Source organism: Phytopseudomonas daroniae (genome assembly GCF_004327275.1).
Taxonomy (GTDB): domain Bacteria; phylum Pseudomonadota; class Gammaproteobacteria; order Pseudomonadales; family Pseudomonadaceae; genus Aquipseudomonas; species Aquipseudomonas daroniae.
Genome location: NZ_QJUJ01000010.1, coordinates 192,511 through 218,328 on the forward strand (window position 1 = coordinate 192,511; position 25,818 = coordinate 218,328).

General features: G+C 62.8%; 24 protein-coding genes. 12 read left to right on the forward strand and 12 right to left on the reverse strand.

From position 1 onward, the window contains the following. Position 1 precedes the first annotated feature (1 nt). The 5 genes from DNK10_RS21230 (at position 2) to DNK10_RS21250 (ending at position 5,972) form a co-directional block, all read left to right on the forward strand. Complete coding sequence (locus DNK10_RS21230; protein ID WP_131192907.1) at positions 2 to 322, forward strand: NIPSNAP family protein; 321 nt, start codon at positions 2 to 4, stop codon at positions 320 to 322. A gap of 122 nt (positions 323 to 444) precedes the next feature. Then, the gene (locus DNK10_RS21235; RefSeq protein ID WP_131192908.1) at positions 445 to 2,187 is read left to right on the forward strand and encodes an FAD-dependent oxidoreductase; all 1,743 of its coding nucleotides are present in this window, start codon (positions 445 to 447) and stop codon (positions 2,185 to 2,187) included. A gap of 77 nt (positions 2,188 to 2,264) precedes the next feature. Then, on the forward strand, positions 2,265 to 3,587 hold the full coding sequence (locus DNK10_RS21240) for an MFS transporter (RefSeq protein ID WP_165496021.1): 1,323 nt from the start codon (positions 2,265 to 2,267) through the stop codon (positions 3,585 to 3,587). Between the two features lie 38 nt (positions 3,588 to 3,625). After that, positions 3,626 to 4,477, forward strand: coding sequence for a sugar phosphate isomerase/epimerase family protein (locus tag DNK10_RS21245; protein WP_131179896.1), 852 nt, complete (start codon positions 3,626 to 3,628; stop codon positions 4,475 to 4,477). A 157-nt stretch (positions 4,478 to 4,634) separates the two neighbouring features. Beyond that, on the forward strand, positions 4,635 to 5,972 hold the full coding sequence (locus tag DNK10_RS21250) for an imelysin family protein (protein ID WP_131192909.1): 1,338 nt from the start codon (positions 4,635 to 4,637) through the stop codon (positions 5,970 to 5,972). 56 nt (positions 5,973 to 6,028) lie between these two features. Here DNK10_RS21250 and DNK10_RS21255 read toward each other — a convergent pair whose 3' ends face one another. Then, positions 6,029 to 6,865 (reverse strand): NAD(P)H-dependent oxidoreductase, encoded by an 837-nt coding sequence (locus tag DNK10_RS21255; RefSeq protein WP_208738850.1) that lies wholly within the window; start codon positions 6,863 to 6,865, stop codon positions 6,029 to 6,031. An 87-nt stretch (positions 6,866 to 6,952) separates the two neighbouring features. Between DNK10_RS21255 and DNK10_RS21260 the strand changes: the two genes are divergently transcribed. The 4 genes from DNK10_RS21260 to DNK10_RS21275 all read left to right on the forward strand — a co-directional run bounded on the left by DNK10_RS21260 (position 6,953) and on the right by DNK10_RS21275 (position 11,622). Continuing rightward, complete coding sequence (locus DNK10_RS21260) at positions 6,953 to 7,849, forward strand: LysR family transcriptional regulator (RefSeq protein ID WP_131192910.1); 897 nt, start codon at positions 6,953 to 6,955, stop codon at positions 7,847 to 7,849. Positions 7,850 to 8,020: 171 nt separating this feature from the next. Then, positions 8,021 to 9,445, forward strand: a complete 1,425-nt coding sequence (locus DNK10_RS21265) for a di-heme oxidoreductase family protein (protein WP_131192911.1) — start codon at positions 8,021 to 8,023, stop codon at positions 9,443 to 9,445. 11 nt (positions 9,446 to 9,456) lie between these two features. Beyond that, the gene (locus DNK10_RS21270; protein WP_131192912.1) at positions 9,457 to 10,518 is read left to right on the forward strand and encodes an imelysin family protein; all 1,062 of its coding nucleotides are present in this window, start codon (positions 9,457 to 9,459) and stop codon (positions 10,516 to 10,518) included. Positions 10,519 to 10,527: 9 nt separating this feature from the next. Then, the gene (locus DNK10_RS21275; RefSeq protein ID WP_131192951.1) at positions 10,528 to 11,622 is read left to right on the forward strand and encodes a DUF1513 domain-containing protein; all 1,095 of its coding nucleotides are present in this window, start codon (positions 10,528 to 10,530) and stop codon (positions 11,620 to 11,622) included. Positions 11,623 to 11,892: 270 nt separating this feature from the next. Here DNK10_RS21275 and DNK10_RS21280 read toward each other — a convergent pair whose 3' ends face one another. The 6 genes from DNK10_RS21280 to ppc form a co-directional block, all read right to left on the reverse strand. Beyond that, positions 11,893 to 12,756 carry a DUF72 domain-containing protein gene (locus DNK10_RS21280; protein ID WP_131192913.1) on the reverse strand — a complete coding sequence of 288 codons (864 nt, stop codon included), beginning with the start codon at positions 12,754 to 12,756 and terminating at the stop codon, positions 11,893 to 11,895. A 71-nt stretch (positions 12,757 to 12,827) separates the two neighbouring features. Next, the gene (locus tag DNK10_RS21285; protein ID WP_131192914.1) at positions 12,828 to 13,169 is read right to left on the reverse strand and encodes a hypothetical protein; all 342 of its coding nucleotides are present in this window, start codon (positions 13,167 to 13,169) and stop codon (positions 12,828 to 12,830) included. 127 nt (positions 13,170 to 13,296) lie between these two features. Continuing rightward, on the reverse strand, positions 13,297 to 13,989 hold the full coding sequence (gene tsaB, locus DNK10_RS21290; protein ID WP_131192915.1) for a tRNA (adenosine(37)-N6)-threonylcarbamoyltransferase complex dimerization subunit type 1 TsaB: 693 nt from the start codon (positions 13,987 to 13,989) through the stop codon (positions 13,297 to 13,299). A gap of 186 nt (positions 13,990 to 14,175) precedes the next feature. Then, positions 14,176 to 14,961, reverse strand: coding sequence for a 5'-nucleotidase, lipoprotein e(P4) family (locus DNK10_RS21295; protein WP_131192916.1), 786 nt, complete (start codon positions 14,959 to 14,961; stop codon positions 14,176 to 14,178). Positions 14,962 to 15,212: 251 nt separating this feature from the next. Then, positions 15,213 to 15,860, reverse strand: a complete 648-nt coding sequence (adk, locus tag DNK10_RS21300) for an adenylate kinase (protein WP_131179887.1) — start codon at positions 15,858 to 15,860, stop codon at positions 15,213 to 15,215. Between the two features lie 344 nt (positions 15,861 to 16,204). Next, positions 16,205 to 18,841: a phosphoenolpyruvate carboxylase gene (gene ppc, locus DNK10_RS21305; protein ID WP_131192917.1), complete on the reverse strand. Its 2,637-nt coding sequence runs from the start codon at positions 18,839 to 18,841 to the stop codon at positions 16,205 to 16,207. Positions 18,842 to 19,007: 166 nt separating this feature from the next. Here ppc and DNK10_RS21310 point away from each other — a divergent pair, with 166 nt between their 5' ends. The 3 genes from DNK10_RS21310 (at position 19,008) to lptF (ending at position 20,866) form a co-directional block, all read left to right on the forward strand. Beyond that, positions 19,008 to 19,355: a pilin assembly protein gene (locus tag DNK10_RS21310; RefSeq protein WP_131192918.1), complete on the forward strand. Its 348-nt coding sequence runs from the start codon at positions 19,008 to 19,010 to the stop codon at positions 19,353 to 19,355. A gap of 247 nt (positions 19,356 to 19,602) precedes the next feature. After that, complete coding sequence (locus DNK10_RS21315) at positions 19,603 to 20,037, forward strand: DUF4398 domain-containing protein (protein WP_131179884.1); 435 nt, start codon at positions 19,603 to 19,605, stop codon at positions 20,035 to 20,037. 43 nt (positions 20,038 to 20,080) lie between these two features. Further along, positions 20,081 to 20,866 carry a lipotoxin F family OmpA-related lipoprotein LptF gene (lptF, locus tag DNK10_RS21320; RefSeq protein ID WP_131179883.1) on the forward strand — a complete coding sequence of 262 codons (786 nt, stop codon included), beginning with the start codon at positions 20,081 to 20,083 and terminating at the stop codon, positions 20,864 to 20,866. 101 nt (positions 20,867 to 20,967) lie between these two features. On the opposite strand, the gene DNK10_RS21325 is transcribed toward lptF, so the two are convergent. From DNK10_RS21325 to lysS, 5 genes are all read right to left on the reverse strand, one after another. Further along, the gene (locus DNK10_RS21325) at positions 20,968 to 21,270 is read right to left on the reverse strand and encodes a PA3694 family proteiin (RefSeq protein ID WP_131179882.1); all 303 of its coding nucleotides are present in this window, start codon (positions 21,268 to 21,270) and stop codon (positions 20,968 to 20,970) included. Positions 21,271 to 21,367: 97 nt separating this feature from the next. After that, the gene (locus DNK10_RS21330) at positions 21,368 to 21,802 is read right to left on the reverse strand and encodes a GNAT family N-acetyltransferase (protein WP_131192919.1); all 435 of its coding nucleotides are present in this window, start codon (positions 21,800 to 21,802) and stop codon (positions 21,368 to 21,370) included. A 196-nt stretch (positions 21,803 to 21,998) separates the two neighbouring features. Further along, on the reverse strand, positions 21,999 to 23,294 hold the full coding sequence (locus DNK10_RS21335) for a flavohemoglobin expression-modulating QEGLA motif protein (protein WP_131179880.1): 1,296 nt from the start codon (positions 23,292 to 23,294) through the stop codon (positions 21,999 to 22,001). A 261-nt stretch (positions 23,295 to 23,555) separates the two neighbouring features. Continuing rightward, positions 23,556 to 24,107, reverse strand: a complete 552-nt coding sequence (locus tag DNK10_RS21340) for a hypothetical protein (RefSeq protein WP_131179879.1) — start codon at positions 24,105 to 24,107, stop codon at positions 23,556 to 23,558. Positions 24,108 to 24,259: 152 nt separating this feature from the next. After that, positions 24,260 to 25,762 (reverse strand): lysine--tRNA ligase, encoded by a 1,503-nt coding sequence (gene lysS, locus DNK10_RS21345; protein WP_131192920.1) that lies wholly within the window; start codon positions 25,760 to 25,762, stop codon positions 24,260 to 24,262. Positions 25,763 to 25,818: the final 56 nt, after the last annotated feature.

The following is a 25,818-nucleotide window of genomic DNA, read 5'->3' on the forward strand; positions in this document are numbered from 1 at the left end:
CATGTACTACGAACTGCGCACCTACACCCTCAAGCCCACCAGGCTGGCCGACTGGCTGGCGCTGTACCAGAGCGACGCACTGGCGGTACAGACCGAGCACCTGGGGCAGTTGGTGGGTTTCTTCACCACCGAGTTCGGCGAGGCCAACCAGGTGGTGCATATCTGGGCCTACGACAGCCTGGACGAACGTGCGAGACGTCGTGCCGCCATGGCCGCCGACCCACGCTGGGCAGCATTCGGACGCAAGAACAAGGAGCTGGATGCGGTGGTCACGCTCGACTCGCAAATCCTGCGCCCGACCGGCTTCTCGCCACTGCAGTGATGCCACCCGGGCGCACGCTGCCGAGCGCCTGAAAACCGGATAGCGAACCACGCCTACGACAGGCCCAGGTCTGTCGTACGGGTTCGCTCGGCCAAAAACACAAGAACAATGAGAGACAGGCCATGCGACAGCTCGACTGCGACGTACTGGTGATCGGCTCCGGCGCCTCAGGCCTGGCTGCAGCGGTAACCGCTGCCGAGCACGGCCTGGACGTACTGGTGGCGGAAAAGGCTGCACAACTGGGTGGCACCAGCGCCTGGTCTGGCGGCTGGTTGTGGATACCGCGCAATCCGCTGGCACGAGCCGAAGACATCAGCGAAGCGGATGACGCCCCCGAGCGCTACCTGATGGCACAACTCGGCACCACTCATCTCGACGAGCGCCAGCGTGCATTTCTCGCCCGTGGCCCGGAGATGGTCGAATTCTTACACACCCGCACTGCGGTGCAGTTCTACTCCGGCAGTCGCATGCCCGACATGCATGCCGGTGACGGTGCCTCTTCGGGCGGCCGCTCACTGTGCGCGCAAGCCTTCGATGGGCGGCTGCTGGGTGACTGGTTGCCCCTCCTGCGCCCGCCACTGGATATCGTCAGCCTGTTCGGCATGGGCATCGCTGGTGGTGCGGATCTGAACGCCTTTTTCAATTCTCGCCGTTCCCCCAAGGCTGCGATGCACGTTGCCAGCCGCCTGTGGCGTCACTTGGGTGATTGTCTACGGTACGGGCGCGGTCAGCACCTGGTCAATGGCAATGCCCTGGTCGCGCGCCTGCTGCGTAGCGCCCTCGACCGCAAGGTAAGGCTGCTGACCAGCAGTCCCGCCCAACGGCTGATGTACAGCAACGGGCGTGTCAGCGGTGCCGTTCTGCATCAGAGGGAAGGCGAATTACAGGTCAACGCACGACGCGGTGTGGTACTGGCGTGCGGCGGCTTTCCCCATGATCGGCAACGAATCGCCCAGTTGATTGCCCATGCCCCAGACGGTAGCCAGCACCATAGCGCCGCCCCTGCGGAAAACAGTGGCGATGGCTTGCGCCTGGGTGAAACCGTTGGCGCTCGGGTAGACGCCAACCTGCCCTACGCCGGCGCCTGGGCACCCACCTCTCTGGTGCCACGCAGCGATGGCAGCATCGGCCACTTCCCACACCTGATCGACAGGGCCAAGCCCGGCTTCATCGCCGTGCGCCGTGACGGTCGCCGCTTCACCAACGAGGCCGATTGCTACCACGATTTCATGAATGCCCTGATCGCCGCGACGCCTGTCGGCGAGCCGGTCGAAGCCTGGCTGATTGCCGATGCACACGCTCGTTGGCGCTATGGCATCGGCTGGGCCAAACCCTTGCCGTTCAGTAATCGTTACTACCAGCGCTGTGGCTATCTGCTGCGCGGTAACGATGCTGGTGATCTGGCCAGTCACTGCGGCATCGACGCCAACGGCCTCAAGACCACCCTGGCACGCTTCAACCGCTTCGCGGTACGGGGTGAAGACCCGGACTTCCAGCGCGGCAACTCGGCCTACAACAAGGCCCAGGGTGACCCCCTGCAACAGCCCAACCCATCCCTGCGTGCGCTGCGCGGGCATCTGTACGCCGTGAAACTGGTAGCCGGAAGCCTTGGCACCTTTGCCGGCCTGCACACGGATGCCGAAGCACGCGTTCTGGATGCCAGCAACCGGCCCATTGCTGGATTGTTCGCCGTGGGCAACGACATGAACAGCGTGATGGCCGGCCACTACCCCAGTGGCGGTATCACTCTCGGGCCTGGCATGACGTTCGGCTATCTGGCCGGCCTGGCACTGTCCGGTGCGCACCCTCACCCCCCGGTGCCAGCCACCAACACCGACACCTGCCTGGAGAGCCCCACCATGTAGCCATCCATTCACACCTTGCCTGCCCCGAAGCAGCACAACCGCTCGCCAACAATTTCAACAAGAACGGGTAATCGATCATGAATCAGACACACACCGAGCGGCTCCGAGCCGCCTCGCCGCATGCCTCCATGGCCAGCAAGATGCGCAGCGCCCTTGCCGTTGGCAAGACCCGCTGGGGCATGCTCGCCCTGGTGTTCTTCGCCACCACGTTGAACTACATCGACCGCGCCGCACTGGGCGTGATGCAACCGGTGCTGGCCAAGGAAATGAACTGGACGGCGATGGACTACGCCAACATCAACTTCTGGTTCCAGGTCGGCTACGCGGTGGGCTTCGTCCTGCAGGGGCGCTTCATCGACCGGGTCGGGGTGAAGAAGGCGTTCTTCCTCGCCGTGCTGCTCTGGAGCCTGGCCACCGGTGCCCACGGCCTGGCCACTTCGGCATTCGGCTTCATGCTCTGTCGTTTCGTCCTCGGCCTCACCGAAGCCGCCAACTACCCGGCCTGCGTGAAAACCACCCGCACCTGGTTCCCGGCCGGCGAACGCGGCATCGCCACGGGCATCTTCAATGCCGGCACCAATGTCGGCGCCATGCTCACGCCCATGCTGCTGCCGCTGATCCTGCACCTGTGGGGCTGGCAGGCGGCTTTCATGGGCATGGCTGCCCTGGGCTTCGTGTGGCTGCTGTTCTGGGGGCTCAAGTATTACAACCCAGAAGACCACCCGAGCCTCAAGGACAGCGAGCGCGCCTACATCCTGCGCGACCCGGAACCCGAGCCGGTGCGCGTGCCGTTCAGCCGCATCCTCACCATGCGCGGCACCTGGGCCTTCGCCATCGGCTACACCCTGACCGCCCCGGTGTTCTGGTTCTACCTGTACTGGCTGCCGCCGTTCCTCAACCAGCAGTACGAGCTGGGGATCAGCGTCACTCAACTGGGCATTCCGCTGATCATCATCTGGCTGACCGCCGATGTCGGCAGCGTCGGCGGCGGCGTGCTCTCGTCCTGGCTGATCGGCAGGGGCATGGCGGCGGTCAAGGCACGCCTGCTGTCGATGCTGGTGTTCGCCACCACCATCATCAGCGTGATCTTCGCCGCCAACGCCAGCGGCCTGTGGGTCGCGGTGCTGGCCATCGCCCTCGCCGTCGGCGCGCACCAGGCCTGGAACGCCAATATCTGGAGCCTGGTGATGGACTACACGCCCAAACACATGATGAGCACCGTATTCGGTTTCGGCGGCATGTGTGCAGCGGTTGGCGGCATGTTCATGACGCAGATCGTCGGCCATGTACTGACCGTGACGAACAACAACTACACCGTACTGTTCACCATGATCCCGGCGATGTACTTCGTCGCCCTGGTCGCACTGTTCTTCCTCGCTCCCCGGCGCATCCAACAATAACCAAGGTACGGGGGTGCGAGCCCCCGGCTGGAGTAACCATGAGTCACTTTCCCCTTGCCATCAACACCATCAGCGACACCTGGCACATCCCCATGGAGGACTCACTGCAGCGTCTGGCCAGCCTGGGCTACCGCACCTTCGATGTCATGGTCAGTCCAACCCACCTGGACACCGAACGCATGACGCCCGCCGAGCTGTCCCGGCTACGGCGCTTGCTGGAAACCCACGATCTGCACATCTTCGCCCTGACCGCGCAGAGCCTGGATCACAACCTGGCCAGCCCGCGTGAAGAAATCCGCGCGATGAGTATCGCCTTCAAACGCTCGCTCATTGATATCGCCTACCACCTTGGCATAACCGGCATCGTCACCGTCAGCGGCCGCTACAACCCGCTCAACGCCCCGCCACGCGAGCAGCTAGAAGGCTGGTTGCGCAGCAGCCTCGAAGCCCTGCTGCCTTACGCCGAAGCACACGGCGTGAAACTGCTGCTGGAAAACATCCCCATGGGCGTGTTGCCGCGAGCAGAGGACATGCTCGCCTGGGCAGACGACTTCGACAGCCCGGCCCTGACACTGTGCTACGACGTCGCCAACGGGCACTTCATCGGCGAGGATCTGGCCGCCGCGCTGCACTTGTGCGCACCGCGCCTGGATCACCTGCATCTGTCGGACACTACCCGCCAGGCCTGGCGCCACGACCCGCTCGGTCACGGTACGGTGGATTTCGCTGCCGTTGGCCAGGCACTCGCCAGCATCGATTATCGAGGCATGAGCGCACTGGAAATCCTTCACCCACAAGCGGATCCCCTGATTCAGCAGGCTCATCGGACGCTGGCCAAGCTGGGCTGGACGGCTCCCGAGCAACCCGACGGAGGCGGCCATGCGGCCTGATCAGACAATGGTTCGTGTATGGAGGGAAGCGCGTAGTACGGCTGTCTTTTTCCAAATATGTCACACGACCCTTTGCGCAAAATGCAAATCTTTCGCATTATGTGCCGGTTAACGTGCACCGCCACGTACGCCCCATCAACACGCAAAGGATTTCGTCATGATTCGTATGCCCCTGGCTTCTGCCAGCCTGCTGGCCATCGCCATTGCCCTCGCCGGTTGCGGCGAAGACAAGGCGCCTGCCAACCAAGCCGCCGCCCCGGCGCCAGAAGCCAGCACCAGCAGTGCTCCAGCAGCGGCCGGTGCCTTCGACGAAGCTGCAGCGAAAGCCGTGGTCAAGCACTACGCCGACATCGCCTCCGCCGTGTTCGACGATGCGGCCAGCACCGCCAAGACCCTGCAGACCGCCATCGATGCCCTGCTCGCCACACCGAATGACGAAACCCTGAAAGCCGCACGCGAAGCCTGGCTGGCCGCACGCGTGCCGTACATGCAGAGCGAAGTGTTCCGCTTCGGCAACACCATCGTCGACGACTGGGAAGGCCAGGTTAACGCATGGCCGCTGGACGAAGGCCTGATCGACTATGTCGCCGAAGACTACCAGCACGCCCTGGGCAACCCCGGCGCCAGCGCCAACATCATCGCCAACACTGAGATCCAGGTCGGCGAAGACAAGCTCGACGTCAGCGAGATCACCCCGGATCTGCTGGCCAGCCTGAACGAGCTGGGCGGCTCCGAAGCCAACGTCGCCACTGGTTACCACGCCATCGAATTCCTCCTCTGGGGCCAGGATCTGAACGGCACCGGCCCGGGCGCTGGCGAGCGTCCGGCCAGCGACTACCTGGTCGGCGACGGCGCCACTGGAGGCCACAACGAGCGCCGTCGCGCCTACCTGAAGGCCGCCACCGAACTGCTGGTTGCCGACCTCGACGAAATGGCCGGCCAGTGGAAAGCCGGTGTTGCCGACAACTACCGCGCCACCCTGGAAGGCGAGTCCGCCGAAAACGGTCTGCGCAAGATCCTGTTCGGCATGGGAAGCCTGTCCCTCGGCGAGCTGGCAGGCGAGCGCATGAAGGTCGCGCTGGAAGCCAACTCCACCGAAGACGAGCACGACTGCTTCAGCGACAACACCCACAACTCGCACTTCTACAATGGCAAGGGCATCCGCAACGTCTACCTGGGCGAGTACAAGAAAGCCGACGGCAGCACCCTGAACGGGCCGAGCCTGTCCGAGCTGGTAGCCAAGGCCGATGCAACTGCCGACAGCACCCTCAAGGCCGACCTCGAGGCCACCGAAGCCAAGCTGCAGGCCCTGGTCGACAGCGCCAACAACGGTCAGCACTTCGACCAACTGATCGCTGCCGACAATGCCGAAGGCCAGCAACTGGTGCGTGATGCCATCGCTGCCCTGGTCAAGCAGACCGGCGCCATCGAGCAAGCGGCCGCCAAGCTGGGCATCAGCGACCTCAATCCGGACACCGCCGACCACGAGTTCTGATCCGGCGCGACACGCGGTAAACCAGGCCGATGCGAAGCGATTCGCATCGGCTTTTTTCATTTCGCCAGGCTGACGACGTCCTGTTCGGCGGGTTCACGCCCAGAACAGCGTGGTTCCCGCTCGACATGAACCTCGAAACCGGATCGTCCTGGCGCCAGCTCAGACCGTAGCGTCAGCTCCGGAATGAGATAGTCCCCGGCATTCTGCTTGCGGAACGCCAGGGGCGCAGTCGTCCAGAGTGCATCCAGGCGCTCTCCCAACGCAGTGCAGGCCTGCGCAAAACCGGCTTCGTCGATCCGGTTGGCTCGGTAGATCACATGGGGCGGCAGTACCTCGAAGCCCGGGTAGAAGAGGACGCCATGCTGGATCGGGAACAGAATGTCGTCGATCGGGCCGTTGATTCCGCGGGGCCCGTAGTGCGGCGCCCAACCTCCGATCGTCACCACCAGCATGGCGCGCTTGCCCGCCAGTACGCCTTCGCCATAGCGATCGCCCCAGTGCGTATCCGAGTGTTCGCCCACGCCGAAGCCGAAGCCATCCGTATACACACGATCGACCCAGCCCTTGAGGATGGCTGGCATCGAGAACCACCACAGCGGGAACTGCAGGATGACGGCATCCGCCCAGCGCAGCTTTTCCTGCTCGCTGGCGATGTCGGCACGCAGCGTGCCGCTCTCCAGTGCCCGCCGCAAATCCAGCGCCGGATCGAAGCGCGCAGCACTGTGCCGCGTACCGCTGTCATTCGCGTCCAGCATGGCCTTCCACTGCATGGCGTACAGATCGGACACCTGCACGGTATTGCCGGCAGCCTCCAGGCGTCGGATGGCGAAGTCCTTGAACGAACCGTTCAAGGATCGAGGCTCGGGGTGGGCATAGACGAGAAGGACATTCATGGCACGCTGCTCCAGTAAATAGATGGGCACACCCTAAGCCCCCCTGAGATATAGTTGAAATTGATTTCCAGTATTCCAGGTATTGCCATGCACAATTCCTTGAGGCGTCTCGACCTGAATCTGCTGGTCACCCTGGATGCCCTGCTCGCCGAGCACAATGTCACCCGGGCAGCCGAGCGCCTGCACCTGTCCCAGCCATCGGTCAGCGTGCATCTGGCCAAGCTGCGCGAGGCCCTTGGCGACCCGTTGCTGTTGCCCGGGCCACGGGGGATGCGGCCAACGGCACGGGCGGAGGAGTTGCGCGAACCGCTGCGCCAGGCGCTGGAGTCGCTGCAACGGGCGGTGTCGCCGTCCAGCCCCTTCGATCCGGCCAAGGCCGACAACACCTGGCGCGTAGCCGCGTCCGACTATAGCGAGTCGACCATCCTGCTGCCGGCGTTGTCCGGCTTGCGTTCAGCCGCGCCCGGCACCCGCCTGGCCGTGCTGGACATGCCGCCATCGCACATCGCCGGGCAAGCCGAACGGGGAGAAATCGACCTGGCGTTGCGTACCCGTGACGAAGCGCCTGCGTCCCTGCGCCACCGCTTCCTGTTCAGCGAGCGCTACGTACTCGCCGGCCGCGCCGGACATCCTCGCTTGCAGCGCCGCCCGACACTGGCGCAGTTTTGCAAGCTCGACCAGGTAATCGTGTCGCCGGACGGCGGCGGCTTTCAGGGGGTGACGGATACGCAGTTGGCAGAACGGGGCATGAGCCGACGGGTCGCCCTGTCCGTTCCGCACTTCCTGTTCCTCGGCGCGGTGCTGGCCAGCACCGATCTGGTGGCGGTGGTGCCGTCGCGGCTGGTACGCGACAACGCCGCGCTGCAAGTGGTCGAACCTCCCCTGGAGGTACCAGGTTTCGAGATGCTCATGCTCTGGCACGAACGTATCCACCGCGACCCGGCCCATCAGTGGCTGCGCGAACACATCGTGAAGTCGGTATGAGCGGCCCCGCAGCTTCATCCAAATGCACCGGCCCGTAGCATCGCGACGCCTGCTCTTACGACGTACACGGCCATGGGCGGTTTCAACGAACCCTAACGCAAATCTGTCTTATTTAAAGCTAGTTAGCCTGCTAATATTGCCGCCCTGATTTTTCTGTCGCGAACCCCTGTGATGCTTGCGCCGCTCCGTCGCCCGCTGCCGCTGTTGCTCCTGATCCTGGCAGGCGCCCAGGTGGCTTGCGACCAGTCGCCACGCTTCACCCAGGCCGAGCCCGGCGAAGCCCTCTCCGGCGGTACGGCCACGGTATCGCGCAGCGACCACAATGCCTTCTCCCTGCCCTCCGCCAACCTGAAGGCCGAACGTCGCCTGGACTTCAGCGTGGGCAACAGTTTCTTCCGCAACCCCTGGGTGATCGCACCGTCCACCACCACCGCACGGGATGGCCTCGGCCCGCTGTTCAATACCAACGCCTGCCAGAACTGCCATATCCGCGATGGCCGTGGCCATCCGCCCGAACCCGGCAGCGTGAATGCCGTGTCGATGCTGGTGCGCCTGTCGATTCCCGCCGGCAGCGCGGACGAGTGGATCATCGAGCGCCAGGGCGTGCTACCCGAGCCGAAGTACGGTGCCCAGTTGCAGGACATGGCCAACCCGGGCGTGCCCCCCGAGGGCAAGGTGCGCGTCGAGTACAGCACCCACAGCGTGCAGTTCGATGACGGCTACACCCTCGAGTTGCGCAAACCGCAGTTGAACATCAGCCAGCTCGGCTACGGGCCGATGCACCCCGATACGCTGTTCTCCGCGCGAGTCGCGCCACCGATGATCGGCCTCGGCCTGCTCGAGGCGATCCCGGATGCGGCCATTCTGGCCAACGCCGATCCCGAGGATCGTGATGGCGATGGCATCGCCGGGCAGCCCAACTGGGTATGGGACGACGCTCAGCAGAAGACCGTGCTTGGCCGTTTCGGCTGGAAAGCCGGGCAGCCAACCCTGAATCAGCAGAATGCTCACGCCTTCGCCCATGACATGGGCCTGACCAGCAGCCTGCTGCCACGCGATCAGTGTACCGATGCGCAGACAGCCTGCCGCCAGGCGCCCCACGGCGGCGAGCCGGAAGTCAGCGACAACATCATGAGCATGGTGTTGTTCTACACCCGTAACCTCGCTGTGCCGGCCCGCCGCAAGGCCGACGACGCCCAGGTGCTGGCGGGCAAGACCCTGTTCCATCGCGCCGGCTGCCAGGGCTGCCACACACCGCAGTTCGTCTCCGCCGCCGATGCCGCCGAGCCGGAACTGGCCAACCAGACCATTCGTCCCTATACCGATCTGTTGCTGCACGACATGGGCGACGGCCTGGCCGATGGCCGCAGCGAATTCCGCGCCAGCGGCAGACAATGGCGCACCGCGCCGCTGTGGGGCATTGGCCTGACCGAAAACGTCAGCGGCCACACCCAGTTCCTGCATGACGGCCGCGCACGCAACCTGCTCGAAGCCATTGCCTGGCACGGCGGCGAAGGCGAAGCGGCCAAGCGCCATGTACTGACATTTTCCAGCGAGGAGCGCGCCGCGCTTCTGGCCTTTCTGAACTCACTGTAAAGGAGCTGCGCATGATCCGTTCTCCGCTGACCATCGCCCTGCTGGGCATGACCCTGGCCGCCTGCTCACCCGCCGACCCTCAGGCCACGGTCAGCGCTGCGCTGGCCGAAGGTGTGCTGCTGCCGGCCCACAGCACCTGGAGGGAGGCCAATGCAGGCCTGGCCACCAGTTCCAAGGCGTTCTGCGCCGGCGACCAGGATCTATCGGCGGCGCGCCAGGCCTTTCTCACCACCCAGAGCGCCTGGGCAGGTCTGCAACCCCTGGTGGTCGGGCCACTGGCCGAGGGCAATCGCGCCTGGCAGGTGCAGTTCTGGCCGGACAAGAAGAATCTGGTGGCGCGTCAGGTGCAGGCACTGGTCAAAAGCAAGCCACAGCTCAGTCCTGCCGACCTGGAGAAATCCAGCGTCGTCGTCCAAGGGCTCACCGCTTACGAATACCTGATCTACGACCCGGAGATCGACCTGCAGGATAGTGAGCAGAAAGCTCGCTACTGCCCACTGCTGGTTGCCATCGGCGAACATCAGCAGGCTCTGGCCAATACGGTACTGGAGCAGTGGCAGGCCAAGGATGGCGCGCTCAGCCAGTTCAAGACCTTCCCCAACGAGCGCTATGCCGAGGCCGGCGAGGCGATCTCCGACATCCTGCGTACCCAGATCACCGCCATCGACAGCCTGAAGAAGAAGCTCGGCGCGCCGATGGGCCGACAGAGCAAGGGACTACCGCAGCCCTATCAGGCCGAAGCCTGGCGCAGCCAGGCCAGTCTGGCCAACATCGGTGCCAGCCTGGCCGGTGCCGAGCGAATCTGGCGGGGCGCGAACAAGGACGGCATCCAGGCCCTGCTCGGCAGCGACCAGAACGCCCTCAAGCAACGTATCGATGCAGCCTATGCCGATACCCGGCAGAAGCTCACCGGCCTGCAGCGCCCGTTGGGCGAACTGCTCGGCGATGAAGCCGGGAGCAAGGCCCTCAACGAATTCTACGACAGCCTCAACGTATTGCACCGCCTGCATGATGGAGAACTGGCCCGTGCACTGGGTATCCAACTGGGCTTCAACGCCAACGACGGGGACTGACCGATGAGCATCAAACGCAGAGCCTTTCTCGGCCTGAGCGCAGCGGTTCTGGCGGCCGGCGCGCTGGGCGGCTGGAAGCTGAGCCACACCGGCGGCCAGCCGCTGCTGTTGTCGGCCCGTAACGACCAGGGCGGTAAGCATTACGCCGTCGGTTACCGGCTCGATGGCGAGCGCGCCTTCGCCACTCAAGTCACCGAGCGCTGCCATGATGTGGTGCCCCATCCCAGCTTGCCCATGGCATTGTTCGTCGGTCGCCGACCGAGCACCGAGAGCTACCTGATCGACACCCGCGACGGTCGCCTGCTGCAGACGCTGCGCAGCGAAAAGGATCGGCATTTCTACGGCCACGCGGTGTTCCACAAGGCTGGCGAGTGGCTGTACGCCACCGAGAACGACACCCGCGATCCGGGCCGCGGTGTACTCGGCGCCTATCGATTGGAAGGCGAGCGCCTGCTGCGTCGCGACGAGCTGTCCACCCATGGCCTCGGCCCGCATCAGGTGCTGTGGATGCCCGATGGCGAGACCCTGGTGGTCGCCAACGGCGGCATCCGTACCGAGGCGGAAAGCCGAGTGGAGATGAACCTGAATGCCATGGAAGCCAGCCTGGTACTGATGGCCCGCGACGGCACCCTGCACAGCAAGGAGCAGTTGCCCGAACAGATGAACAGCGTGCGCCACCTGGCCGTGGCCAGCGACGGCACCATCGTCAGCGGCCAGCAGTACATGGGCGACGCCATGGATGCGGTGCCACTGGTGGCGATCAAGCGCCCCGGTCAGCCGTTCCAGCACTTCCCGATGGCCGATGCGCAGCGCCAGATGATGAACCAGTACACCGCCAGCGTGGCGGTGCACAGCGAGCTGCGCCTGCTGGCGATGACCGCACCTCGAGGCAATCGCCTGTTCATCTGGGATCTGGATAGTGGCGCCGTACGCCTGGATGCCGCCCTGCCCGACTGTGCCGGCGTCGGCGCCGTGGAAAACGGCTTCGTGGTCAGCGCCGGCATTGGCCGCTGCCGCCTGTATGACTGCCGCAGCGAGCGCATCGCCATGCAGCCGCTGGAACTCCCGGCAGGGCTATGGGACAACCACCTGCGCCTGGCCTGACAGGCAACAAAGTGGCGTAAGCAGCCGTAGGGTGGATGACGCTCTTTTCATCCACCATTGCGATTGCAGAGCGGTGGACGGGTGAAGCGTCGTCCACCCTACGACAGGCTGCTTGCGCCTTGTCGCTGCCTGATTGCCTAGCCGTTTAGAGCAAGAACGTAGCCTGGATTAGCCGCAGGCGTAATCCGGGGCCGAAGGCCGTGATCCATGGTTCAACGCGGATCATCGACCGGCCGCTTGCGCCTTGTCGCTGCCTGATTGCCTAGCCGTTTAGAGCAAGCCGAGCTGCTCGGCCCTGGGCTCGCTGTCGGTGTACTCAGGCAGCGGTGGCAAGCCCGGCAACCGCTCGCTCAGTAATTGATGGAAGCGCAGCGCCTGGGCGGCGGCAAGGTGGTTGTCCGGCGTGTGCAGGAATACGTAGGGCGTCAGACCCTGCTCGATCCAGGCGGCGACCTTGTCCAGCCAGGGCTCGAGAAATGGCTGATTGGCGTCGAGATCCGGCCCGCCGATAAAGCGTACCTGGGGGCTGTCGCTGAATGCTGCCGGACGAATCGGCAAGCGCGGTTTCTTCGATTGCGCATGCAACACCGCCGGATCGCTGGAGCGGCAACTGAACAGCGCACGGGAGTCAAGGCAGATACGCTCCACACCGCGCTCGTGCAGCAGCCGGTTGAGCGCGCGCTCCTCATCTCCCTTGTCGAAGAACGCCGGATGGCGCACCTCCACCGCCAATCGACGATGTGCGAACTCATCCAGCCACACCGCCAGCTCACTCAAGCGCGACGGCCCGAACATCGCCGGAAGCTGCAACCACAAGGGCGCCACCCGCTCACCCAGCGGTGCCAGCAGGTCGAGAAACGCTTGGGTGTTATCGAGCTGATCCCGTAGATCACCTTCGTGGCTGATATCCCTGGGCACCTTGGCGCAAAACCGAAAATGCGCGGGCATGCGCTGCGCCCAGCGCGCAACAGTGTCTTGCGAAGGCCTGGCATAAAAGGTGGTGTTGCCTTCCACCGCGCTGAATACACGGCTGTAGTGCTCCAGGCTGTCAGCCAGATTGAGATCCGCAGGGTAGAAACTGCCGCGCCAGGCGGTTTCGCTCCAGGAAGGGCAGCCGAGGAAATAGGGAAGCATCAGAGGACGTTGATCAGTCAAAGACCGCTATTGTGCCCTGTGTGGCGCGAGAGGTGCAGATCGGAAATCGATCAGGCGTACAGGTCGAGCCCCAGCACCTGCTCGACATCCATGTCACGAGCGTAGGCCTCGGTACTGCTGTAACTGGCAATGGCCTGGGCAGCACGGTTGCTCATGGCTGGCTGGTAAGTGCTATCCAGCGAGCGCACGGGGAAGTTGTCGGTGCTGGCATTGGTCTGCTGCACGCGACGAATCTGCGGGGTCTGCTCGAAGCCTTGAGTGGCGGCCGTAGATGCCGGCTGCTCGCGCTTTACTTCCTCTTCCCGGTTCGCCTCACGATAGGGCGTGACCGCAGTCCCCGAGCGGGGGCCACGATCCGGTGAGTAAGGCGCGATGTTACCGTCGATACGCATCAAGAGAGGCTCGGCAGAAAGGCGTGCGGAAATGCTGGCAATTTAGCTGCACCACACGCCCTTGGCAATGCATGTCGAGAAGTTGACGACAAAAGGACGGCTCGAAATACTGCCGCCTGTCGGCGTCTCAAAATCCGGCCGGCGGCGGCATCTTTGGCGTAGCGACCTGATCGCGCAAGTAGATCGGCTGCGCCTGATCGGCAACCACCGCCTCACCACGCGCCCAGGCGAAACGAGCGAGGCTGAGCAGGTCTTCGGCGTGGGGCAGCAGGCCGTCATCCCGAGCAGAAACCTGCGCGGCGATACGCGGCGCGAAGGTTCCCCAGCCGGTGCCGGCACCGAACCACTCGCCTGCGGCATCGGTCGGCAGTTGCGCTTGTTCGGGTGCCAGCACGGCCTCACGACCAACAAGGCGCATCTCGTCCTGCTCGGCGCGGTAACAACCCCAGTAAACCTCGTCCATTCGCGCATCGATCGCCGCAGCGACCTGACTGGCGCCATGCTCACGCAGGGAGCGTTGCGCCAGCACCGCCAGGTTGGATACCGGCAGCACCGGGCGATCCAGGGCGAACGCCAGGCCCTGCACCACGCCAATGGCGATGCGTACACCAGTGAAGGCACCGGGGCCACGACCGAAGGCGATGGCGTCCAGCGCCGATAACGCGACGCCCTGCCCGTCGAGCAGCGCCTTGATCATGGGTAACAGCCGCTGCGCGTGCAGGCGCGGGATCACCTCGTAGTGACTCGTCACCCGGCCGTCGTGCAACAGGGCGACGGAACAGGCTTCGGTGGCGGTATCGAGGGCCAGCAGAGTGGTCATGGCGATCTGTAGAGGTGGCTGAGCGGGCGGGCATTAAAACGGTTTGAGGCGCTTTTTTCCAGCACAGCGGCAACCTGGTTCAGCATTACCCCCGTGTGGGCTCCGTAGCCTGAGCCAGCCGCAGGCGTAATCCGCGTTTCGCGATACGCCTGCCGCTTGAAGCTGAAGCTTGTCGCTACTTCTAACTCACCATTTCTCGATCACGGGCTTTGCGTCCCAGGCTTGCAGGGATTCTTCCGACCAGGAGCCATAACCGGCGTTCGGGAACACGATCCACTCGGTGCCCCACTTCTCGGCCTCTGCCTCGACACCCGCACGCTGCTGCGCCACCGGTGTCTTGCGGAAACGCCCATCGAAATCGTGCAGGGTATCGCCCAGCAGCATCACGATCCGGTAATCCTTGGCGACGATTGCCCGGCGCTCGACCTTAGGTGGCCCGAGCAGCAGTACGCTTTCTGCGCTGACCTGAGGCAGATCGAGCTTCTCCAGAGCTTTCAAAGTGTAGTCCTTCTGCTCTTCCGAACGATCCGACACATAGCGGATGGTGACGCCAAGGCTGTCGGCGTGCTCGAGGAATTTCTTGGCGCCCGGAATCAGCACGGGATTGCCATCACGCTCCCAGGGTAGCCAGGTATCCCAGCCGTCGTAAGTGTGGCAATTGGCAAGGTCACGTGCCAACAGCGCGGAGTTGTCGATGACCGTTTCATCCACGTCGGTGACGATGGCCAGTTTCGAAGGATCGTCTGCCGCGGCCACAGCTGCATCCAGCTTCTCGGTGGCGATGTTGTAAGCCTGCATCTGCAAGGCCCGAACTTCCGCTGATTGCTGCTGATAACGCAGCGCCATGGTGAATTGGTCAACCGAGCACTCGCCCTTCTTTTCCGGGGCACCGTCGGCGAATGCGACGGATGCGCTCAATGCCGAAGCCACGAAGGCGATAGGCAAGCAGGCAAATCTTCTGTTCTTGGTCATGGAGTGCACTCTGTGGGGGTGGTTGATGTAAAGCCGCCTTCCTCAACTGTAATTGACGGTCGATGAAACCAGGAGAGCAGCTCGGATGCCTTACGCTGCTTACCCTGGAACAGTGATGCATGCCAAAGGTGGCGGCCTGATGTTCGAAAGGCTCTGGCCAGGAACGACATTGGCTTAACCCGCCAAGCCATCGACATGCCCAAAAACGACAACGGCCCGCAAGCGGGCCGTTGATGTCAGGTAAGCATGGCTCAGCTGAGCGCCGCCAGTACCTTGGAGGTGATCTGCTCGACCGAGCCAACACCAGCGACGGCGCTGTACTTCGGCGTGCCTTCGGCGGCCGAAAGCTTCTGGTAGAAATCCACCAGCGGCTTGGTCTGCGAATGGTAGACCGACAGACGATGACGCACGGTAGCTTCCTTATCGTCGTCGCGCTGGATCAACTCTTCACCGGTTTCGTCGTCCTTGCCGGCGACCTTCGGTGGATTGTGCTCGGTGTGGTACACGCGGCCAGAGCCCGGATGCACACGGCGACCGGCGATGCGACCGACGATTTCTTCATCATCGACGGCGATTTCGACCACGTGGTCGATCTGTACGCCGGCGTCCTTGAGAGCCTGAGCCTGAGGAATGGTGCGCGGGAAGCCGTCGAACAGAAAGCCATTGGCACAATCGGGCTGAGCGATGCGCTCTTTGACCAGATTGATGATCAGCTCATCGGAGACCAGACCGCCAGCATCCATCACGCTTTTTGCGGCTAGGCCCAGTTCGGTGCCGGCCTTGACCGCTGCACGCAGCATGTCACCCGTGGAGATCTGTGGAATCGAGAATTTCTTGGTGATGAAACCAGCCTGAGTACCTTTGCCGGCACCGGGCGCCCCCAACAGAATCACGCGCATCGATGTGCTCCTCAAGTTCTTGGTAGTGATGGTGGACTCGCCTCGTGGGGCCAATCTCGAAAAAATTCGACAGGCCAGCCAGAGGCCGAACTGCCAGAAGGTCGATCAAGATACACAGCACCCCTATGCCGCACAAGCCATCGAAAGTCGCAGACAAATGCGACCAAGGCCTCATTTCCAGGCAACGCCCCGCAGCTTGCTGCCACAGTTTCAGAGAACTGCCAGACAGCCGATTTCAAAATCAGCAATATCCACTCAAAACACCGCTTTTGTATGCTTTTTTGCTGCTGTTTGCGACATTTTCTGCATACTTACCCCATACATCTGAACAGCCCGCAAACACCTCAGCCCGTATTGCGCAAACCCGCCGCAATACCGGCTACGCTGACCAGCAACGCCTGTTCCAGAGCACTTCCCGCCTCCTGCTCACGCTGCCGGGAGCGGGCCAGCAGTTCGGCCTGCAGCAGATGCAACGGATCCAGGTAGGTGTTGCGCACAGTGATGAACGCCAGGGTCTCCGGGCTGTGGACAAGCAACTGCGATTGCCCGGTCAAACCCAGAACCACAGCGCCAGCCTGCGACAATAGGTCGCGCAAGTGCGCCCCCAACGGATGCAGTTCGGAGTCGACCAAGCGCTCGTCGTACAGCCTGGCGATCGACTCATCCGCCTTGGCCAGCACCATTTCCAGCATGTCGATGCGGGTGCGGAAAAACGGCCAGTGCTCGCGCATATCTCGCAACAGCTCACCTTCACCACGCTCCAGAGCGCCGCTCAAGGCGGCTTCCCAGCCCAGCCACGCCGGCAACATCAGGCGCGTCTGCGTCCAGGCGAAAATCCACGGGATCGCCCGCAGGCTTTCCACACCGCCCTCACGCCGCTTGGCCGGTCGACTGCCCAGCGGTAGACGGCCAAGCTCCTGCTCCGGTGTCGCCTGGCGGAAGTACTCGACGAATTGCGGATGCTCGCGCACCACGCCCCGGTAGGCCACCACGCCATCGGCCGACAGCCGATCCATCTGCGCGCGCCAGGCCGGCTCTGGCGCGGGTGGCGGCAGCAGGGTGGCTTCCAGCACGGCGGCGAGATAGAGGTTGAGGTTCTGCTCGGCGATGTCCGGCATGCCGAATTTGAAGCGGATCATCTCGCCCTGCTCGGTGGTGCGGAAGCGCCCGTTCACCGAACCCGGCGGTTGCGACAGAATCGCCTCGTGAGCAGGGCCGCCGCCGCGCCCTACGGTGCCGCCGCGGCCATGGAACAGCAGCAGCTCGACCTGATGCTGTCGGCAGATATCCACCAGGCTTTCCTGAGCGCGGTACTGCGCCCAGGCTGCGGCCGTGGTGCCAGCGTCCTTGGCGGAATCGGAGTAGCCGATCATCACTTCCTGAGGGCCATGCAGGTTGGCGCGATAACCCGGCAGCCCAAGCAGCCGTTCGATGACGATTGCCGCGTTGTCCAGATCCGCCAGGGTCTCGAACAATGGCACCACGCGCATCGGCCGGCGCAGCCCGGATTCCTTGAGCAGCAGTTGCACCGCGAGCACATCGGAGGCGGCACCGGCCATGGAAATGACGTAGGAGCCGAGGGACGCCGCTGGTGCAGCCGCCACTTCACGGCAGGTCGCCAGCACCTCGGCAGTCTCGCCTGCGGGATGGAAATCGGTAGGCAGCAGCGGCCGACGGCTGCTCAGTTCGCTCTGCAGAAAGTGCAGACGCTGCTCTTCATCCCACTCTTCGTAACGGCCGAGGCCCAGGTAATCGGTGATTTCACCGAGCGCCGCTGCGTGGCGGGTTGCATCCTGGCGCACGTCGAGACGCACCAGGAACAAGCCAAAGGTGCTGACCCGGCGCAGAAAGTCGAGCAACGGCCCGTCGGCGATAACACCCATGCCGCATTCGTGCAGCGAGCGATAGCAAAGGTGCAGCGGCTCATAGAGTTCGGCGTTGTCCTGCAATACGGCGGCCGGCGGGCTGACCGAACCGGCGAGCGATTCATGGGCCCAGGCGCGTGTCGCCCGCAGGCGCTCGCGTACCTGTTTGAGCAGTGCACGGTACGGCTCGGCGCTGTCGCCGGCACGCGAACGCAATTCGTCACTGGCCTGCTGCATGGACAGCTCGGCAGCCAGGCTGTCGATGTCGCGCAGGTACAGGTCGGCTGCCATCCAGCGCGCCAACAACAGCACTTCGCGGGTCACCTTGGCGGTCACGTTGGGGTTGCCGTCACGATCGCCGCCCATCCACGACGCAAAACGGATCGGTGCCGCTTCCAACGGCAGACGCAGCCCGGTTTCCCGCTGCAGCGCCTGGTCGGCCTTGCGTAGCACCGTCGGCAGCGCATACCACAGCGAGTTTTCAATGACCGCGAAGCCCCACTTGGCCTCGTCCACCGGGGTTGGCCGCACGCGACGGATTTCCTCGGTATGCCAAGCCTCGGCGATCAGCCGCTGCAGGCGGATAGCGATAGCTTCGCGCTCGGCGTCGGAGAGATCGCGGTGATCCTGCTCCGCCAGTTGCGCGGCAATGGCGTCGTATTTTTGAATCAGGGTGCGTCGCGCGACTTCGGTCGGGTGAGCGGTGAGTACCAGCTCGATATCCAGCCGACCGACCTGGCGTGCCAAGGCTTCGCGGTCATGGCCACCAGCGCGCAGACGCTGCAGCAACTCATCCAGTATGCGGTTCTCGAAGGGCTGCTCCTCGCCCACCTCTCGCCGACGCACGCGATGGTACTGCTCGGCGATATTAGCCAGATTGAGGAATTGGTTGAACGCACGAGCCACCGGCAGCAGTTCGTCGTCGTTCAGTTGGTCAAGGGTATCGCTGAGCTGCCGGGCGCCGTCCGCCGAGCCCTGGCGCGCCGCCTTGGCGCCCTTGCGGATGCGCTCGATCTTGTCGAGGAAGGCATCGCCGTACTGCTCGCGGATAGTGGTGCCGAGTAACTCACCAAGCTGGTGAACGTCCTCGCGTAGACGTGCGTCGATTTGCGTCATACCAGTGCCCTTGCGCCGCTGCGTGAGCGTTCAGATTGCCCAGCCTGGCAGCGCCTGACAAGCAGGTCTGCGAGCAAAGCTGCAGAACGACGCCTTCGCGTACCAACTGGAACGCAGACAGAGGGCTCAGGTCTGTAACAGAGAACCGCCCCACCTCGAGGTACCTATGAAGATCCGCGAACTCGTCCAGCAATGGGAACAGAACGCTACCGGCCGCCTGGTCAGTACGCCCTATCAGGTGTACCTGGATGTGGAGTCGGCTGCGCGCCTGGCCGCGCTCAGCCACATGTACCCCAAACGGCGACCGGAAGAGTTGCTGGCCGAACTGCTGGGTGCAGCCCTGGAAGACCTCGAAGCCAGCCTGCCGTACGTGCAGGGCACACATGTGGTGGCCACCGACGAGGAAGGCAATCCGGTCTACGAGGACATCGGCCCGACCCCGCGCTTTCTGGAACTGGCACGCCATTACCTGCAGGAGACGAGCCCCGACAAGGATGAATCAGGCAATCAATAGCCTGTTCACGCTAACCACTCAGATACCGCCAAAGCACCGGACGGCGTGGCTTTCGACGTTTTTCTGGCGACGCGATCCTGGCAAGACGCATTTTTTTGCTGAACGTTTCCTGTCTCAGCCAACTCACAGGGTTATGCCGTGATGACCGCTGGTCGCCGGAGAACAACTTACTCAGCAGCTACCGCTCATGAGTATCCGGACGGCAGGTGACCATTGTGGGAACCGACTGTTTGCCAGGAATTTACCAATGGAGTTGCACACCATGTCCACTAAAACCGCTTCAAACGCTCGTACTCAACTGGCCGGCTGGAAAGTCGCGGCATTGGCCATCGGCAGCAGCTTGCTACTCGTCGGTTGCGCAGGCAACCCGCCCAGTGAGCAACTGGCTGTGACCAAGTCTGCGGTCAATGAAGCCGTGAGTTCCGGCGGTACCGAGTTCGCCGCAGTCGAAACCAAATCGGCTCAGGACAAATTGAAGCAGGCCGAGTTGGAAGTCGTCGAGAAGAACTACGAAGAAGCCAAGCGTCTGGCCGAACAAGCCGAGTGGGACGCACGCGTTGCCGTTCGTAAAACCCAGGCGGCCAAGGCCGAGAAGGCGCTGCAGGATGCTCAACAAGGTATCGAGGAGCTGCGTCAGGAAGGTCTGCGTGGAACCCAGACGGCTCCGACCCAGGGTCAGTAACAGCCTCGACAGACTTCGCCAATTGAATAAAGGATGAACGACCATGCGTAATCAAGTGATGATTCCCGCCCTGCTGGCTCTGAGCGTTGGCCTGGCTGCCTGCTCGACCCAGCCTAACGTGAACCTGGAACAGGCACGCAGCAGCTACTCCTCTCTGCAGACCGACCCGCAATCGGTGAAAGTCGCAGCGCTGGAAACCAAGGATGCTGGTGAAGCCCTGGAGAAAGCCGAGCGCGCTTACCGCGAGAAGGAAAACGAGAAGAAAGTCGACCAACTCTCCTACCTGGCCAACCAGCGTATCGAAGTCGCACGCCAGACCATCGCTCTGCGCACTACCGAGCAGAACCTGGAAAAGACTGGCGCCCAGCGTGCCCAGGCTCGCCTGGAAGCGCGTGACGCGCAGATCAAGCAGTTGCAGGACAGCCTCAACGCCAAGCAGACCGAACGCGGCACACTGGTCACCTTCGGTGATGTGCTGTTCGATCTGAACCGCTCCGAGCTCAAGCCTGGTGGCATGCACAACATCACCAAGCTCGCCCAGTTCCTGCAGGAAAACCCGGATCGCAAGGTGATCGTCGAAGGCTATACCGACAGCACCGGTTCCGCCGAGTACAACCAGGGCCTGTCCGAGCGTCGCGCCAACTCCGTACGTGCCGCACTGGTACGTCAGGGCGTAGGCCCGGAGCGCATCGTTGCCCAGGGTTACGGCAAGGAATACCCGGTTGCCAGCAACGCCGACTCTGCCGGCCGCGCTCAGAACCGTCGTGTGGAAGTGACCATTTCCAACGACAACAAGCCGGTTGCTCCGCGTTCATCCGCTAACAACTAAAGGCCCCCAGCCTGCCCAGGCGTATTTGCGTTCCTCTCGGGGAACGCAGATGCGCCACCCAACAAGCCCCGTTTTTACGGGGCTTGTTGTTTCTGGGCTCGTCAATCGTTACAGCGCACTGCCCGTTTACGGTCGTCCACCAGTACACCGCTGAGCCCCTTCTGCTGAAGGTCGAACAGCACCAAGACGCCGTCGATGCATTGGGCAACCTGATCGGCCGGTTTCAGGCTCACCTTGTAGTCCTCGCCAGGAACGGTCTTGAGCATGGTGAATTCGGACAGCAGCAAGGCATCCTCCGGTTTGGCGAAATGCAGGTAGCCGTAGTAGCCGAGCACGGCCACCGTCGCACAGATGCTGCCGATAGCGGTAAGGATCAGGGGGATGGGGTTGCGAACGTCACTCATGGGGTCTCTCGATTGAGCTGCATAAAGCGTGGACTCAGGCCCGGCAGCGTGGTTTAGGCAGTGGCTCGTCGAAATGGCGTCATGACCCGCGATTGCATTACGCGTTCTCGTTGCCCGGTCGGGTGAACGAATAGCGGTCGATGTCCTGACGCAACTGCCAGCCCTGATTCTTCCAGTAACGGGCGGCGGCATCGTTGGTTTTGATCACATCGAGATGGCACTTGCCGATACCCAGCGCTTCAAGGCTGGACAGGCAGCGTTGCACCAGCATATTGGCGATGCCCTGGCGCCGGTATTCGGGCAATACCAGCAGATGCTGCAGATATCCGCGACGACCGTCGTGGCCACACATCACGCAGCCGCACAGGCCCGAGTCGGTTTCTGCGACGAAGCTCATGCCCGGATTGCGCTCGAGGTATCGGGCGGTTGATTCGCGAGAGTCGGCGTCGCGCAAGGAGATGCCGGGGGTGATGCTCATCAACGCGAGAACCGCATCGTAATCGCTCATCGTCATGACCCGGATATTGATCATTGCAAAGCACCTGTAAAGATAAAACAGCCGCCCTATCAGTGCTCAACGCCGTGACGATTAGAGCCCAGGCCGAAGGCGACTACCCTGAATCCGGCGCCGGCAATAGCCGGCCAGTTCGAACCTGATAAGGCAATAGGAATAAGCATCCCGGTACGTCACCCTTCGCTTCCCGCTTATCGCTTGCAGCTCGTGGCTGCTACAGGATATTGGCGTAGTCGGCTTCGATCCGATCCAGGCTCAGGTGGTTGAGGAAGTTGGAGAAGCACATCCAGGCCGACAGCGAATTGAGGTCACGGAATTGCTGTGGCAGGTATTTGGGCGGGCTCACCAGGCCTTCATCGACCAGTTGGCGTAGCGTACGCATATCTTCGAGCGTGGTCTTGCCACAGAACAATAAAGGGATCTGTTCCAGCTTGCCTTTGCGCACGGCGAGCTGGATGTAGTTGTAGATCATGATGAAACCCTTCAGGTAGGACAGATCCTTGGTGAAGGGCAGCCCGTTCGGAGCCGATCCGCGGAAGGCGCGACTGGCGTTGCTGTAGCTGTCCTCCAGGCTGAAGCCCTGCTCCCGGTAGAAATCGCAGACCTGCAGGAAATCCGCGCCCTGCTCGGCCATATGGATCGCGCGGGTGCGGTTGGTGAGTTTGCGCAGGCGGCTGGGATAGGACGCGAAGGCGATCACTTCCATCAGAATGGCCAGGCCCTCCTGGGTGACCGTCGACGAGGGCGGGCCCTTGGCCAGAAAGGTGCAGATCGGCTGGTTCTGGCCGTTGAGCGTGGTCGCCACGTGAACCAGGCCTTCGTGCACCTCAAGCGCCTTGACGTCACGCTCGTTGAACATGGCGTCAGCGCGAATTTTGATGTAATCGGCGCCCGCGGCGGCATCGGCAAGAATGCCGTCGGACTCGAACACGCGAATGGTGCTGTCACTCTCGCCGAACACCAGGTTCAGCCGGCTCTGCAGCAGCGCGACAGTGTCCTTGGCGCTGAGGGTCTTGGGCTCGTCCTTGAGATCGCCGCGGCTGTCGATGTTGTTCAGGTAACCGGAAAACATCAGCCCCAGATCCGCCAGGGTCGGGTCGCCGGCGTGGAAGGCGTCGGACGCGGCACCGTACAGTTCCTGGGAAATCAGCCCGAAATCGGAGGTACCACGGGCCTCCAGCATGCGAATGACCATTCGGTATTCGCGGCACATGCGCCGCATGATCTGCCCTACCGGGTTGAACTGGCCGAGTTGGCGGGTGACGTCGCGCTCGATGTTCTGGAACTCCAGCTTCTTCGCCGCCGGGTCGAATGCCAGCGGGCGGCTATCGTAGTAGGCGCGGTCGATGGCGGGCAGTTCCCTGCCCTTGTGCTTGAGAAAGGTCTGGCGAATGGAGTCGTCCCACTTCACCGCGTCGAGCACGCGGATCGGCGTCTGCGCCTCGACGATACGATCGGACAGCGCGCGCACGACCAGTTGGTAACCGTCGAGTCCTGTGTGGCTGTTCATGGAAATCTCCGCTGGATTACTGAAGTTGCCGAACCGGCGCTCAGAGCCTGTTTCCGAACTCGCGAGCTAGAGCCATGCAAGGCAAAAACAAGCAAGGAAGCGGACTGGGCTCGCATTCGAGTTTACTAGCTGTAAATGAGCATGACTCGCTTCGCTCGCCCCTTCGGGGTCGCACTATAGAAAGTGCGTTAGCCGCAAGCGGCTTGCCGACCTTGTTTTTAACGCCGCAGGGCCGACGCGCAGCAGATCGTAAAAAGGCTCTTACGGGCCGGTTCGCTGATAGCGCGCCACCTCGACAAACACATCGGAGTTGGCCGGGTCATTGAGGTAGGCGAACACCTGCTCCAGCCCGCTGGTGACCAATACGCCGTCGCCCTGCGGCATCTCCACGCTGCTGCCTTTCAGCTCACCGTTATCGATGGCCTGAAGAATGCGTTCGACATCGAGGTTGAACAGTACCAGCTCATTGTCGTGGGTCAGTTCGAAACCGCCGATGGCGAAATTCGCGCCCATGCGCTTGGGCACCCCGGCCGACAGGTACCAGCGTCGCCCATGGTGAGCGACGGTAAAGCTGTAGCTCTGCAGGCTGGCGACATTGTCGGTGCTGTCGATATAGGTATCGGCCTTGTACAGATTGGAGCCCGAGCGGCTGATATCCAGGTAGCGCAGTTCGCCCCATTCATCGGTACGCGACCAGACGCCGAGCAGCGGGATCGGTGCCACTTCATTGGCCGGAATCGGCTCCTTGAAGGTCACCAGACAGCCACCCAACAATAGAAACGACAGCATCACCAGTGCACGCCAGGCTTTCATCATGCTCTCCTTGAGACGATCGTGAGGCCGCCACGAGCATAGTCCGTTCCCTTGACGCAACGCGTCAAGCACACCGACCGGGCACCCACTCACAGGATAGGCGCTGAATCACGGACAACAAAAAGCCGCCCGAGGGCGGCTTGTTTGAACGCTCAGAGTTCCGGACGCATGTGCGGGAACAGAATCACGTCGCGAATCGACGGCGAATTGGTCAGCAGCATCACCAGACGATCGATGCCGATGCCCTCACCTGCGGTCGGCGGCATGCCATATTCGAGCGCACGGACGAAGTCGGCGTCGAAGTGCATGGCTTCATCGTCGCCGGCGTCCTTGTCGGCCACCTGTTGCTGGAAGCGCTCGGCCTGATCTTCCGCGTCGTTCAACTCGGAGTAGGCGTTGGCGATCTCGCGGCCACCGATGAACAGCTCGAAGCGGTCGGTGACGCTCGGATCATCGTCGCTGCGACGGGCCAGCGGCGACACTTCGAACGGATAACGGGTGATGAAATGCGGCTGCTCCAGCTTGTGCTCGACCAGCTCTTCGAAAATCATCACCTGCAGTTTGCCCAGGCCTTCGAAGCCAAGCACCTTGGCACCGGCTTTCTTGGCGATCTCACGCGCCTTGTCTACATCCTGCAGGTCGGCGGCGGTGATTTCCGGGTTGTACTTGAGGATCGAGTCGAATACCGACAGGCGCACGAACGGCTCACCGAAGTGGAACACCTTGTCGCCGTATGGCACGTCGGTGGTACCGAGCACGCTCTGGGCCAGCTCGCGGAACAATTCCTCGGTCAGATCCATGTTGTCTTCGTAATCGGCATAGGCCTGGTAGAACTCGAGCATGGTGAACTCGGGGTTGTGCCGGGTCGAAACGCCTTCGTTACGGAAGTTGCGGTTGATCTCGAAGACCTTCTCGAAGCCGCCAACCACCAGGCGCTTGAGGTACAACTCAGGCGCGATGCGCAGGAACATGGCCATGTCCAGCGCGTTGTGGTGGGTTTCGAACGGCTTGGCCGCGGCACCGCCAGGGATGGTCTGCAGCATCGGCGTTTCCACTTCGAGGAAGTTGCGTTCGGCGAGGAAACGACGGATGTGAGCGATCACCTGGGAACGTACGCGGAAGGTTTCACGAACCTCTTCGTTGACGATCAGGTCGACGTAGCGCTGGCGATAGCGCTGTTCGGTGTCGGTCAGGCCGTGGTGCTTGTCCGGCAGCGGACGCAGCGACTTGGTCAGCAGGCGCACGTCGGTCATCTCGACGTACAGGTCGCCCTTGCCGCTACGGGCCAAGGTGCCAACGGCGGCGATGATGTCGCCCATGTCCCAGGTCTTGACCGCTGTCAGGGTTTCCTCGGGCAGCGTCTTGCGGTTGACGTAGACCTGGATGCGCCCACTCATGTCCTGGATGACCATGAAAGAGCCACGGTTGAGCATGATGCGACCGGCAACCTTGACTGGAATGGCAGCGGCTTCGAGCTCTTCCTTGGTCTTGTCGACGTACTGTTTCTGCAGGTCGGCGCAGAGGTTGTCGCGACGGAAGTCGTTGGGGAAGGCATTGCCCTGCTCACGGATGACAGCAAGCTTGTCCTTGCGCTGGGCAATCAGCTTGTTTTCTTCCTGTTGCAGTTGCTGCTGGTCGGGTTGTTGGTCGCTCATGTTCGTCGGGATTCCATCACGGGGTAGTCGCCGCCCCACCGGGGCGGAACCAAAAG

Bases quoted from the DNA above. Each gene is read 5' to 3' on its own strand.
- DNK10_RS21230 (WP_131192907.1), top strand. From the start codon at position 2: ATGTACTACGAACTGCGCACCTACACCCTCAAGCCCACCAGGCTGGCC.
- DNK10_RS21235 (WP_131192908.1), top strand. From the start codon at position 445: ATGCGACAGCTCGACTGCGACGTACTGGTGATCGGCTCCGGCGCCTCA.
- DNK10_RS21240 (WP_165496021.1), top strand. From the start codon at position 2,265: ATGAATCAGACACACACCGAGCGGCTCCGAGCCGCCTCGCCGCATGCC.
- DNK10_RS21245 (WP_131179896.1), top strand. From the start codon at position 3,626: ATGAGTCACTTTCCCCTTGCCATCAACACCATCAGCGACACCTGGCAC.
- DNK10_RS21250 (WP_131192909.1), top strand. From the start codon at position 4,635: ATGATTCGTATGCCCCTGGCTTCTGCCAGCCTGCTGGCCATCGCCATT.
- DNK10_RS21255 (WP_208738850.1), bottom strand. From the start codon at position 6,865: ATGAATGTCCTTCTCGTCTATGCCCACCCCGAGCCTCGATCCTTGAAC.
- DNK10_RS21260 (WP_131192910.1), top strand. From the start codon at position 6,953: ATGCACAATTCCTTGAGGCGTCTCGACCTGAATCTGCTGGTCACCCTG.
- DNK10_RS21265 (WP_131192911.1), top strand. From the start codon at position 8,021: ATGCTTGCGCCGCTCCGTCGCCCGCTGCCGCTGTTGCTCCTGATCCTG.
- DNK10_RS21270 (WP_131192912.1), top strand. From the start codon at position 9,457: ATGATCCGTTCTCCGCTGACCATCGCCCTGCTGGGCATGACCCTGGCC.
- DNK10_RS21280 (WP_131192913.1), bottom strand. From the start codon at position 12,756: ATGCTTCCCTATTTCCTCGGCTGCCCTTCCTGGAGCGAAACCGCCTGG.
- DNK10_RS21285 (WP_131192914.1), bottom strand. From the start codon at position 13,169: ATGCGTATCGACGGTAACATCGCGCCTTACTCACCGGATCGTGGCCCC.
- tsaB (WP_131192915.1), bottom strand. From the start codon at position 13,989: ATGACCACTCTGCTGGCCCTCGATACCGCCACCGAAGCCTGTTCCGTC.
- DNK10_RS21295 (WP_131192916.1), bottom strand. From the start codon at position 14,961: ATGACCAAGAACAGAAGATTTGCCTGCTTGCCTATCGCCTTCGTGGCT.
- adk (WP_131179887.1), bottom strand. From the start codon at position 15,860: ATGCGCGTGATTCTGTTGGGGGCGCCCGGTGCCGGCAAAGGTACTCAG.
- ppc (WP_131192917.1), bottom strand. From the start codon at position 18,841: ATGACGCAAATCGACGCACGTCTACGCGAGGACGTTCACCAGCTTGGT.
- DNK10_RS21310 (WP_131192918.1), top strand. From the start codon at position 19,008: ATGAAGATCCGCGAACTCGTCCAGCAATGGGAACAGAACGCTACCGGC.
- DNK10_RS21315 (WP_131179884.1), top strand. From the start codon at position 19,603: ATGGAGTTGCACACCATGTCCACTAAAACCGCTTCAAACGCTCGTACT.
- lptF (WP_131179883.1), top strand. From the start codon at position 20,081: ATGCGTAATCAAGTGATGATTCCCGCCCTGCTGGCTCTGAGCGTTGGC.
- DNK10_RS21325 (WP_131179882.1), bottom strand. From the start codon at position 21,270: ATGAGTGACGTTCGCAACCCCATCCCCCTGATCCTTACCGCTATCGGC.
- DNK10_RS21330 (WP_131192919.1), bottom strand. From the start codon at position 21,802: ATGATCAATATCCGGGTCATGACGATGAGCGATTACGATGCGGTTCTC.
- DNK10_RS21335 (WP_131179880.1), bottom strand. From the start codon at position 23,294: ATGAACAGCCACACAGGACTCGACGGTTACCAACTGGTCGTGCGCGCG.
- DNK10_RS21340 (WP_131179879.1), bottom strand. From the start codon at position 24,107: ATGAAAGCCTGGCGTGCACTGGTGATGCTGTCGTTTCTATTGTTGGGT.
- lysS (WP_131192920.1), bottom strand. From the start codon at position 25,762: ATGAGCGACCAACAACCCGACCAGCAGCAACTGCAACAGGAAGAAAAC.